The organism is Nostoc sp. CMAA1605 (genome assembly GCF_021596505.1).
GTDB lineage: Bacteria > Cyanobacteriota > Cyanobacteriia > Cyanobacteriales > Nostocaceae > Trichormus.
On the sequence record NZ_PJIZ01000044.1, the window covers coordinates 32,034 to 43,896 of the forward strand.

The 11,863-nt window shown below is 42.6% G+C and carries 11 protein-coding genes; 5 read left to right on the top strand and 6 right to left on the bottom strand.

Annotation, left to right across the window (positions count from 1 at the left end; genetic code table 11):
- Window positions 1-48: 48 nt before the first annotated feature.
- Together CV014_RS30425 and CV014_RS30430 are read right to left on the bottom strand one after the other, a co-directional pair.
- Complete coding sequence (locus CV014_RS30425) at window positions 49-435, bottom strand: DJ-1/PfpI family protein (protein WP_236142959.1); 387 nt, start codon at window positions 433-435, stop codon at window positions 49-51.
- A complete protein-coding gene (locus tag CV014_RS30430) occupies window positions 417-740 on the bottom strand; it encodes a hypothetical protein (RefSeq protein WP_236142960.1) in 324 nt (107 codons plus the stop codon). The genes CV014_RS30425 and CV014_RS30430 overlap by 19 nt, the downstream gene beginning before the upstream one ends.
- A gap of 88 nt (window positions 741-828) precedes the next feature.
- On the opposite strand from CV014_RS30430, the gene CV014_RS16170 reads away from it, so the two are divergent.
- From CV014_RS16170 to CV014_RS16180, 3 genes are all read left to right on the top strand, one after another.
- On the top strand, window positions 829-1,539 hold the full coding sequence (locus CV014_RS16170; protein ID WP_236142961.1) for a LuxR C-terminal-related transcriptional regulator: 711 nt from the start codon (window positions 829-831) through the stop codon (window positions 1,537-1,539).
- 255 nt (window positions 1,540-1,794) lie between these two features.
- Window positions 1,795-4,551 (top strand): cation-translocating P-type ATPase, encoded by a 2,757-nt coding sequence (locus tag CV014_RS16175; protein WP_236142962.1) that lies wholly within the window; start codon window positions 1,795-1,797, stop codon window positions 4,549-4,551.
- Between the two features lie 17 nt (window positions 4,552-4,568).
- Entirely contained in the window at window positions 4,569-5,465 is an 897-nt protein-coding gene (locus CV014_RS16180; RefSeq protein WP_236142963.1) for an Rpn family recombination-promoting nuclease/putative transposase, read from the top strand.
- 100 nt (window positions 5,466-5,565) lie between these two features.
- Here CV014_RS16180 and CV014_RS16185 read toward each other — a convergent pair whose 3' ends face one another.
- The 4 genes from CV014_RS16185 to CV014_RS16200 form a co-directional block, all read right to left on the bottom strand.
- Complete coding sequence (locus CV014_RS16185) at window positions 5,566-8,223, bottom strand: polynucleotide kinase-phosphatase (protein WP_236142964.1); 2,658 nt, start codon at window positions 8,221-8,223, stop codon at window positions 5,566-5,568.
- Between the two features lie 118 nt (window positions 8,224-8,341).
- Window positions 8,342-9,112 carry a tRNA(His) guanylyltransferase Thg1 family protein gene (locus CV014_RS16190; RefSeq protein ID WP_236142965.1) on the bottom strand — a complete coding sequence of 257 codons (771 nt, stop codon included), beginning with the start codon at window positions 9,110-9,112 and terminating at the stop codon, window positions 8,342-8,344.
- On the bottom strand, window positions 9,102-9,551 hold the full coding sequence (locus tag CV014_RS16195; protein ID WP_236142966.1) for an ATP-binding protein: 450 nt from the start codon (window positions 9,549-9,551) through the stop codon (window positions 9,102-9,104). The genes CV014_RS16190 and CV014_RS16195 overlap by 11 nt, the downstream gene beginning before the upstream one ends.
- Window positions 9,552-9,565: 14 nt before the next feature.
- Complete coding sequence (locus CV014_RS16200) at window positions 9,566-10,954, bottom strand: 3' terminal RNA ribose 2'-O-methyltransferase Hen1 (RefSeq protein WP_236142967.1); 1,389 nt, start codon at window positions 10,952-10,954, stop codon at window positions 9,566-9,568.
- A 300-nt stretch (window positions 10,955-11,254) separates the two neighbouring features.
- Between CV014_RS16200 and CV014_RS16205 the strand changes: the two genes are divergently transcribed.
- Both CV014_RS16205 and CV014_RS16210 read left to right on the top strand, forming a co-directional pair.
- Window positions 11,255-11,560 (top strand): BrnT family toxin, encoded by a 306-nt coding sequence (locus CV014_RS16205; RefSeq protein ID WP_236142968.1) that lies wholly within the window; start codon window positions 11,255-11,257, stop codon window positions 11,558-11,560.
- Window positions 11,547-11,843: a hypothetical protein gene (locus tag CV014_RS16210; protein WP_236142969.1), complete on the top strand. Its 297-nt coding sequence runs from the start codon at window positions 11,547-11,549 to the stop codon at window positions 11,841-11,843. Before CV014_RS16205 ends, CV014_RS16210 begins: the two co-directional genes overlap by 14 nt.
- Window positions 11,844-11,863 lie beyond the last annotated feature (20 nt).

Consider the following 11,863-nt stretch of genomic DNA (forward strand, 5'->3'; position numbering starts at 1 on the left):
AGTTTATGGGGCGGGGTTTTTTTATGTTGTTTTAGCGGTCAGACGGCATTATCTGAAACGAGCAGCAGCTTGTTGACTGGCTGCATCTGCGGCTGCAATTAACGGTTTGCCCATATCCAACACAGCTTTTTTCAATTGAGAACCTGCTTTTTCTGGTGAACCAACCCCAAAAGGTGGTGCAGGGTTATATTCCAACAATAATTCCAGAAATTTAGCCGTATCTTCCCCACACAAAACAGCAGCAATAGTGAGAGCAAAATCAATCCCTGCGGTGACACCGCCGCCTGTGATCCGTCCATCGCGGTCTATCACCACTCGTTCGTGACTGACTTCTACACCCATTGAGGCCAACTGTTCCCGAAAAGCCCAATGACAAGCTGCACGATATCCTTGCAGTAAACCCGCAGCCGCTAAAATTAGCGAACCTGTACACACAGCCGTGACATACTTGGTTGTTTGTGCTTGCTTTTGCAGAAACCCAGCATTTCCGCATCTTGCATCATCTCTACAGTTCCCATTGCGCCACCAGGAACACATAAAACATCAAGTTGCGGACATTCAGCAAAAGTGGTGGTAGGTAAAATTGTTAAACCATTGCTGACAACAGGTTCTAAGTTTTTCCACAACAGCAAAACTTGAGTACAAGGCATCAATGAAAAAACTTGATGTGGTCCTGTGATATCTAACTGGGTCATATCAGGATAAATGACCAAACCGATTGTGTGTTTTACACTTGACATACTGTTATTTCCCAGACTGTGATGAATACAGTTATCCTAGAATTGGATATTTTGGCTGGCAATTACCCAGTTGAGTACACTTTGATTCATGTCTTACTCGTTACAGGCATTAATTGAGCAAATAGCTAACGCTCCTTCACAAAGAAAACTCTGCTCCTACTACATGGATGCAGCCGGAGATTTATTTGCTAGCCAACACTGGAGTATTTATTTACAAGGTCAGCCAGGGAAAAGTGGCAATATTGAAATGAAAGGCTTACCCGATAGTTTTATTGATTATTACTCGACTTTCGGTAAAAATTTAGATCAGGTAATGCAGTATGTAATTTCTCATCATGCCCCTGCCCATGAGCAAATTATTTTTACTGAAGCAGCTTGGAAGCAAAGTGATTTATATCAAAGTGGCTGCGGCAGAATATATGATCATGAGCATATTATGACTGGGCCGATTGTCGGTGATGGTAAGCTGATTGGCACAGTTAACTTTGCCCGTACTAGTGGAACGCCAGCATTTAATACTCAAGATTTACTACAATTAAGTGCCATTTGCGCCCATATTTCTGCTAAATTAGCAAATTTGCGTTCTTCAGAGCAGTTAAGTTTACTCAACCCTGAGATGGGTTTAACTCCGCGAGAAACCCAGATTGCTGGTTTGGTGGCGCAAGGTCTGACTAATGCAGAAATCGCGGCGCAATTATGGATTAGTCAAAATACAGTCAAGCAGACTTTAAAACGAATGTTTCGGAAGTTGGGTGTATCTGCAAGAGCTGAGATGGTGGCAAAGTTACGAATTTTTTGACCAAAAGAGTGCTGAGTAATGAGTGCTGAGTAATGAGTGCTAAGTAAAAAGTAAGATTAATTGCATTGGCTAAACGCCGCGCTTCCGCTAACAGCACTAATGAATGTTAACAAATCCCAATCCTTACACTCTCTCAAGATAGATTTCAGCACCAATCATTACCTCTGATAGATAATCTCTAGAAAAATTAGTAGTTAAGTAAAAAATAAGCGTATGTACTAGCAATTAAGCAACTTATCCTGTGGGGCGGCATTCATGGCGGAGCTTCCTGATCAACCTTGGACACTTTCTTTAGACGAAATTTTGCGTCAGCTTCATGTCTCTTCAGATGCAGGTTTGACGGAATCAGAGGTAGAACAACGACGCAAGCAGTATGGTGAGAACCGCTTGCAGGAAGCCAAAGGGAAAAGTGCTTGGCGCATATTTATAGAACAATTCCAAAGTTTGATTATTGGTATTTTAGCTGTAGCGGCGGTTTTATCTTTCGCTTTTAGTCAATGGATTGAGGGAATCGCAGTAATTATTGCCATTGTCATTAATACGGCGATTGGTTTTTTTACAGAATACAAAGCGATTCGCTCAATGGAAGCACTGCAAAAACTCAGTAGCACGACAGCAAAAGTCAGACGCAATGGGAGATTGCAAGAAATTCCGGCGGTGGAATTAGTTCCTGGGGATATTGTCATTGTAGAAAGTGGGGATGCGATCGCAGCTGATTTACGCATTATTGAAGCCGCAAATCTGCAAGTCAATGAATCATCACTGACGGGGGAATCTCTCCCTGTTGGTAAAGATGTGCAACCGTTAAACGCAGATATACCCTTAGCAGAACATCATAATATGTTGTACAAGGGTACGGCTTTAACCCGTGGTTCTGGGTCAGGGGTGGTGGTAGCCACGGGGATGAAAACCCAGTTAGGTCACATTTCTGAGTTGGCACAAAAAGCCGGAAAATCGGACAAAACACCCTTAGAAAAGCGTTTGGATGAGTTGGGACAGTGGTTAGTTTGGGTGACAATTGCCATTGTGATTGTTGTAGCGATCGCTGGTATTGTGGCGGGTAGAGATTTATTCTTGATGGTAGAAACTGCGATCGCTCTAGCAGTAGGAGCAGTCCCAGAAGGATTACCAATTGTGGCGACTGTTGCCTTAGCGCGGGGAATGTGGCGCATGGCGAAACGTCATGCACTAATTAATCAACTCTCGGCGGTAGAAACTTTAGGTGCAACTAGCGTCATCTGCACTGATAAAACGGGGACACTCACAGAAAATCAGATGACTGTGAGTCGCATATTTATAGATGCGGGGGAAATTCAAGTCACTGGTGAAGGATTAACAACCCAAGGTGAATTTCAATTTTCCCCCCTGCACCTCCGCAATTGCTCCACTTGGGCAAAGCCCAAGACCGCATTGCTCCCTGCACCCTGCCCCCCTGCCTCTAATCAAGTCCTAACTGCACTGTTAGAAGTGGGGATGTTATGTAACAATGCAGCTTTGCAGCCAGAAGACTCAAATGAAAGTCGGGTAGTAGGCGACCCGATGGAAGTTGCATTGTTAGTTGCAGGTGCAAAAGCAGGGATGCAGCGTCCGCAATTGCTGCAAAAAACCCCAGAAGTACGGGAAGAAGCCTTTGACCCAGATTTGAAAATGATGACGACGATTCATAAAATCGAAGGACAGTATCGATTTGCAGTCAAAGGTGCGCCAGAAGCGGTGCTGCAAGCTTGTACTCGCGTCCTCACCGACTCAGACGCAGTACACATGACTGAGGAGATACGACAAGATTGGCAAGAAAGAATCAATCAATTAGCACAACAGGGTTTAAGAACTCTCGCCTTAGCGCAAAAAATCACTCAATCAGAGAAAGCCGACCCTTACGCAGATTTAACATTATTGGGAATTGTAGGTTTATTAGATCCTCCCCGTGAAGAGGTGATACCAGCCATTAAAGAATGTCAGGAAGCGGGAATCAGAGTCGTGATGGTGACAGGCGACCAACCTGTAACTGCTAAAAATATTGCGATCGCGGTGGGTTTAACCGATGATCAACAAGCGGATGTAATTAAAGGTCAAGACCTGAAAAGCTTTGAGGAACTATCCCCAGATGAACGCCAACGCATCGTCCAATCTGCTGTTCTGGCTAGAGTTAGTCCCGAACAAAAGCTGAATTTAGTTGATTTACATCAACGTCATCAAGCCGTAGTCGCCATGACTGGTGATGGTGTGAATGATGCGCCAGCCTTACGAAAAGCTGACATCGGCGTAGCAATGGGACAGAGGGGAACTCAAGTTGCTAAAGAAGCGGCTGATATGGTACTCCAAGATGATGCTTTTGCTTCGATTGTGGCGGCGGTAGAACAGGGGAGAGCGATTTTTAATAATATTAGAAAGTTCACTGTTTATCTGCTATCTGGGAATGTCGGTGAAATTATCTTAGTAGCAACCGCCTCATTATTGAACGCTCCTTTACCACTTTTACCATTGCAGATATTGTATATTAACGTTGTTAATGATGCCTTGCCCGCCTTGGCGTTGGGTGTAGGAGAAGGTGAACCCGCCTTAATGAAACATCCACCTAGACCAGCAAATGAGCCAATATTAACTCGTCGTCATTGGCTAGCGATCGCAGGTTACGGATTAGTGATTGCAGCCACTTTAGGTGGTGCTTTTATTCTGGCTTTAACTTGGCTGGGATTGAACGAACAACAAGCGGTGACGATTACATTTATGACCTTGGGTTTTACACGTTTGTGGCACGTTTTCAATATGCGCGATCGCAATTCTGGTTTATTTCGTAATGAGATTACCCGCAATCCTTATGTGTGGGGTGCGCTGATTTTTTGTACAGGATTGCTATTAATTGCAGTTCATGTTCCTGTATTATCAGATGTATTGCAAACTGCTGATCCTGGTGTTGATGGATGGTTATTAATTGTGGGAATGAGTATTATACCTCTAATTATTGGACAAATTACAAAGTTAATTAATCGTAAAAAACGCAAATTAAAATAGATTTCTAAAACTACTTCATGCGTCGTGATTCCATTTTTTACAAACTCTTTCAGCAATCTCCTACACTATTGTTTCAATTATTAGCTGCACCCCCAACTAATGCAGATGCTTACCGATTTGATTCAGTAGCTGTCAAAGAACCCAGATTTGAAATTGATGGTGTGTTTCTCCCACCAGAAAATCAAGGTGCAGGAATTGTATATTTTTGCGAAGTACAATTCCAAACAGACGAACAGCTTTACGAAAGAGTGTTTGCGGAATCTTCCCTATATTTCTATCGTAACCGCAATAGATTCACTGATTGGCAAGCCGTGATCATCTACCCGTCGCGTACTACCGAACAAAGAGATATTCATCCCCATCGCTCATTACTCAACGGTGAACAAGTACATAGAATCTATTTGGATGAATTGGGTGATATTCGTTCTTTACCCATCTGGGTAGCCTTGATGGTACTGACGACAGTAGAGGAAGAACAAGCACCAGAAGCCGCTAGATACTTATTAACTAGAACTCGTCAAGAAGTAACCAAACAAGCAAGTCGCGCCATAATAGAGATGATCACAACAATTATGGTGTACAAGTTTGAACAATTAAGCAGAATGGAGGTTGAGTCTATGTTGGGAATTACTCTCAAAGAAACCAGAGTTTACCGAGAAATTAAGGAAGAAGGGCGTGAGGAAGGACGTGAGGAAGGACGCGAGGAAGGGCGCGAGGAAGGGCGTGAGGAAGGACGCGAGGAAGCAACAATAAAACTCGTAATACGACTGCTAACTAAACGGTTTGGCGAACTGTCTACGGAAATGCGTTCCTCAATTACTGATTTACCTTTACCTGTTTTGGAGGATTTGAGCGAAGCATTGTTAGATTTTACTAGTGTGGCTGATGTCCAAGCTTGGTTAGAACGGCAATAAATTCCTGGTGTAATTTTGACTTCAAGCTATGTACTGGAGAGTTTTTGAGGACAAGAATAGCGATTTCCCTACTGCTGCTGTACAGGGAAATCGCCAAAAATTATAGTCTGGGGTCTATGGGTTCACTCTCCAAAGCTAGAATCCCAAACACACATTCATGGACACGACGTAAAGGTGCATGACTAACAAATCTCTCTAAAGCTTCCACACCTAAAGCAAATTCGCGCATAGCGAGGGAACGCTTTAAAGATAAACCCCGTTGACGCAAACGTTGTAAATTATCTATAGCTGAATATTCAGGCCCGTAAATAATTCGCAGATATTCTTGTCCGCGACATTTCACCGCAGGCTGGATAATTCCCCGACTACCTTTAACGATGAATTGCATAGGTTTAACTACCATCCCCTCACCACCAGCTTGTGTCATTTCTGACCACCAATGTACCCCCTCAGCTTGGCTACTGGGATCAGTTAAATCGATGACTTTGTAATTAGTGGCTAGGAGTAAAGAGGGGTCTGAGTGGGAGATTTTGGCGGCTTGTTCCATGTGCCAACGATGGTCTTTATCGGTGTGGACTTGTCCCTCGGTGGCTAAAATGTGGAAAGGTGCAAGTTTTAAATCTGCAATATCATCAACTTGCCAACAATAGCGACGGTAAGCACTGACATACTGACTCGCCATCTCTGCGCGTTGTTGGTAGTGAGTGAGTAGGGTGGTGATATCTAAATTGCGCGTATTAGCCTGTTCTAATAAAGTTACAGCATCATTTAAAGCGAGGTGTGATGCAACTCCCACAGGTGCATATTGTCCCCGTAGCAAACCTTGCGCCTTAGCTGACCAAGGCATTAATTCACAGTCTAAACACACCCAATCTGTATTAAACTCTGACCAAAAGTTACTTGCAGTCAAAGCATGATTCACCCTTGCTAATACTTGCGTTTCTAATTCTAAGTCATCAAAAAAGCGTCTGCCGGTGCGGGTGTAGCAAATTCCTATACCTTCATCCACCACCCCAAATCTTTTTTCGGCGGCGGCGACATCACGACAAATCACCACAATTACCCGTGAACCCATGTGTTTTTCTTCACAGACCACCTCTGTAATTCCTTGGGTTTGGTAGTAGGTAAAAGCTTGGGTTGGGTGTTCCAAGTAACCAGGGATGGAAGATGTCTCTGGTGGCGACATGGTAGGCGGTAGGTAAATCAGCCATTTGGGGTTAGCTGCAAACCGACTCATGATTTCCAAAGCTGCGATCGCATTTTCTGCGCGGATGGTAACATTAGGCTGGAGTTTAGTATTAATAATCCGCTTACCCAAGACATCCTCAATATTCAGCACATCATCTAATTCTTGTTGTGCTGTCCGAGTAATACTGTTATTACCTAATGGTTTCGTTGGTTCACGGTAAACACGCGCCGCCGGTACACTCACCAATTCTTTTTCGGGATAGCGTAAGGCGGTTAATTTCCCACCATAAACACAGCCTGTATCAATATCAATCGTATTATTCAACCATTCCGCTTCCGGGACAGGGGTATGACCGTAGACTACCAAAGACTCACCCCGATAATCTCCCGCCCAATTGTAACGCACAGGCAAGCCAAACTCATCAATCTCACCCGTCGTTTCCCCATACATAGCAAATTCCCGCACCGCACCAGAACCGCGTCCTTGCATTTCCGCCTTCATCCCGGCGTGAGCCACCACCAAGCGTCCATCATCCAGAACATAATGACTAATGAGAGAATCTAAAAATCCTGCGAGTTCTTGACTAAAAGGTTCACGCACCCCATCAGGTAACGCTTCCATTTCATCAATACTTTGCTGTAACCCGTGAGTTATCTTGACATTTTTACCCCGTAGTTTCCGCAAAAACTTGTGTTCATGATTACCACAAACACAAAAGCCTGTCCCGGCTATCACCATATTCCGCACTAACTTGACTGTATCCAAAATGCGAGGGCCACGGTCTACCAAATCACCGAGAAATACAGCTTTACGTCCTTCTGGGTGGTAATAGGTGGGGAAATTCCAAAAGGATGGGACATTGGGCATTGGGCATTGGGCATCGGGCATTGGGGTAAAATCTTCTGTGCTTCCTTGTCTCCCTTGTCTCCCCTGCTCCCTGCCCCCCTGCCTCCTCACGTAGCCTAACTGTTGTAGTAAGGCTTCTAATTCATCACAGCAACCATGAATGTCACCGATGATATCAAAGGGGCCGTGTTCGTGTTTTTTGTTATTCCATAAAGGTTGAATTTCGATTTCAACAGATGCGATTTCCTCAACAGATTTCAGCGTATAGACATAACGGAAACCTTCTTTTTCTAAACTGTGCAGAGAACGCCGTAACATTTGCGTGTGACGACGCACAACATGAGAACCGAAATTGCGATCGCTTCTTTTTTGATTTCTGTCATGACATAATGCTTCTGGTAAATCAAACACTATCGCCACAGCAAAACAATGATATTGTTTCGCCATTTGCAGTAAAGTCTTACGGTCTTCCGCCTGCACATTAGTAGCATCAATCACAGTCAGCTTACCTGCGGCTAATCTTTTAGCTGTAATATAGTGCAGCACATCAAAAGCATCCCCAGAAGCCGACTGATTATTTTCATCATTAGAAACCAACCCCCGACAAAAATCAGAAGACAACACCTCAAAACTCTGAAAATGCTGACGTGCGAAAGTCGATTTCCCCGCACCAGAAGCACCAATCAAAACAACCAAAGATAATTCAGGAATAGTAATTTTCATAGTTAATAGTCAATAGTCAATAGTCATTAGTCAATAGTCATTAGTCATTAGTTATTTTGCGACTTTGCGCCTAAACTGCGGGTTCCGCGCTAGCGGTTTGCGTGAGACGAAAAAAGATTTATGCAATAGGTCTATGATTAACTAATTTAGCAACAAACTGACTATAATCATCCTTCATCGGTAAATCTAAATCTCGCCGAATTCGTCGCCGTAATGCAGGAACAACTTCACCAGTGATAGGATTAAATCCTTCTTTTTGATATTCTTCCCAATAAAGACCCACACCCCGTTTTTGCCAATTAGGAAGCTGATTAAAATTAATCCCATGTTGGAATAAAATTTCATTTTTATCAGCCACAGATAACCCTTTCATCATACTAGTGGCTTGCGTTGCGCTTTGACCATCACGCCGTAGACACCAATAGCAATGAGCATTCAAAGCATTTCTGTGAGCATCTTCGTGTCGCCAACGAAAATAATTTACCACTTCTTCCACATTGGGAAGTTGTGAAATGCGACAATCAAAACAACCAATATCACCTAGTAGTAAAGAAAATTTTGCGCTGGCTTCTCCTGCTAAAACTGAGTTTAATTTTCTCAACTTACGGTTGAATGTAGCTTCATGATATGCAAACAGTAAGGAAATTTCATCACTTTGAGTATAGGCATACTTAATATCTATACCGCAATTCATTAAATGCTCAATTGTTGTCAGCATCATATCTCGAAATCTGACATCATAAGGAGCTTCAAAATTATGTACTTCTTTAGTCAAACGAGTAAAACTACGTCCATCTAATCTAGCAACTATATAAATCCCAGGTAATATACAATGATCATGGGCTGTTTCAAACACCCGCATTCTAGTATCTAATTCATCAAATTTCACGCTGCCATTCCTCAATAATAAATGAATAATTTAAATCTGGTTTAACCGTATAAATCGCATCAAATCCCTCTTCCCACTGAGGTAAAACCAGTTTTTTATATGTCCCTAATAACCCCACAAGCGGCACAACTTGTTTAGAATTTCTTTGACTATTTCTTTTTTTACACTCCTCTAATTCAGTTTGAAAATAATACCCCACGACTCGAAAACCTTGCGCCTGGGCTGGGATAATATAACGCTGTCTTTCTTCTACAGTCGGATTAGTATTATCAACCACAAAAGATTGTTTACCCTCCAAACAAGCGTGTAAAAAAATCTGCTCTCGATGACGAGTTTTGAGCATATCTAGATTAATGCGAATGTGGGTATGAAAAAAGTAATGACAATAAAAAGTCGATTTACCTGCGCCTTGAATACCAATAAAAATAACTGCTTCCATTCCTCATAAATAGATTAACTATTGTAACTAAAAACTGCCATTTGTGTAGGTGAACCGACTTCTGTATCTTCGTCCCCTATCGCTTGCAACTGCACAGCATAACCAAACTTTTCTACTATTTTATTTGCCCAAGCTTGAAACTGCGATCGCGTCCATTCAAAACGGTGGTCTTTATGTCGCAATTTCCCCGCCGGCAGATTTTCAAATTTCACGTTATATTCAATATTCGGCGTTGTTACTATCACCGTCTTGGGTTTAGCAAACTCAAATAAAACTCGCTCAAATGACCCCAAACGCGGTAAATCTAAATGCTCAATCACTTCAATGACAGTCGCCGCATCGTAACCAGAAAAGCGTTTATCTTGATAAGTCAACGCACTCTGAATCAGTTGTAATCTTTCCCATTGATTCCGAGGAAGTCTTAACCTATCTAATCGTTCTTGAGCAATTTCTAACGACCTATAAGAAACATCCACACCTGTAACTTGCTCAAAAAAGCTATCTTTAATGAGCAGTTTTAATAAATTTCCTTGACCACAACCTAAATCAATGACACGCCGAGAATTACTTTCTTTCAAAGCAGTAACCACCGCATTCATACGCTGCTGATTTAAACTAATCGGCTTTTCTACCGCCGCTTCTTCCTCAGCGTGAGTTGCTTCTGTACTATCAGGATCGGGATTATCTTCCTCTACTAACTGTGCTAAAGCTTGACGCGTCAAACGGTGCTGACGTTTTAAATAACGCCTAGTGATTTGTTCCTTAGCTGGATGTTGCGACAACCAACCCTCACCATGACGCAGTAATTTTTCGATTTCTTCTTCCCCTACCCAATAATGTTTATCATCATCGAGTACAGGAATTAAAACATAGAGATGACTTAACAAATCGCTGACTGTGAGAGTATTTTGCAATTCCACAGTGAAATATTTACTCTCTCCCCACTCTGGGAATTTTTCATCTAAAAGATGACCTGTAGCTTTGACAGTGTAACCCAAAGGCTCAAACAATTCTCTTAAGAAACCTTCACCACCACGACAGGGTAATACAGATATTTTGACAAACAAAGGTATGGGAGTTTGGGCTAATACTGGTCTATCTTTACTGCGTCCACCCAAAGCCGTGCTGAATACTTGTGCGATCGCCACACTCATAAAAGATGATGCCACATAAGGGCGATCGTTCACATACTGTTCTAAACTTGCACTTCTCCCCCGTACCAACTTTACCGGATCAACATCTAATAACAACGCAGCCGTACAGCGATCGCTATTGGCTTCGGGGTAAAATACGTGTGCCTGTCCAAAACTCAACGCAAAGGACTGACAACGGTCTGGGTGTTTATGTAGTAAGTAGCCTAACTCCGTCGCTGGGGAGTAAGTCGTGGTTATAGTCAGCAGCATTCACTGATATAGAAATATGCGAATAGTTAATGAATACCGCTTCAGCGTAAGCGATTACGGAAAATTCGTCATTCATCATTTAACTGGATTTTGTAACTAAAATGCGTATATAAACAAAACTGAAGGGAGCAAAAGAGCATTACGCAGAGAACATCGCTATCTGAGAATCAAAGTGCAATCGCAGTGCCAAACGGGATTTTCACATACGGTCAATGGTTTTAAGCAACAGGCTATCATACATAGGAAGTGTATTGGCGCAACCCGCCGTAGGCATCGCGCCTATGACAATAAAATATATGTATGGATATTGTTTATCGCCTACAAGGTGTTGAATTTGAGTGGGATAGCAACAAAGCGCGGAGCAATATTGAAAAACATGGTGTTACCTTTGAAGAAGCCACCGAGGTTTTTTTCGATCCTTTTTACCAAACTGGCGATGCAAACCCTATCAATGCTTCTAGCAGCGAACAACGCGCTTTTATCATCGGGTATTCCCTTGAACAACGTTTGTTGCTTGTAGTCTATGTAGAACGTGGATTACGAACTCGCATCATTTCTGCTCGTCCGGCGACTCGTACAGAGAGAAAACTTTATGAACAATCCTGAAGAGGAATTTATCTTACAACTGCACCCACGGCTAAACGAAACAGTAACCTTAGAAATACCCAAAGATACTTTAGAATCTCTGAAAAAAATAGCAGACAGTCGAGATATGTCCTGTGAGGCATTACTTAAATTTTATATTGGGCAAGGGTTACGCCAAGATTTAGCTAAGTTATTTTCTAACCGCTTGCTAGAGGCTACTGCTCAAGTGCTGGCACGACATATTGAATCAGAAGCAGAAATTTCTAATATTCTACAAGAAATTCGTTCTCAAACCAATTGTTAGTGCGTTGGCGCAGCCCGCCG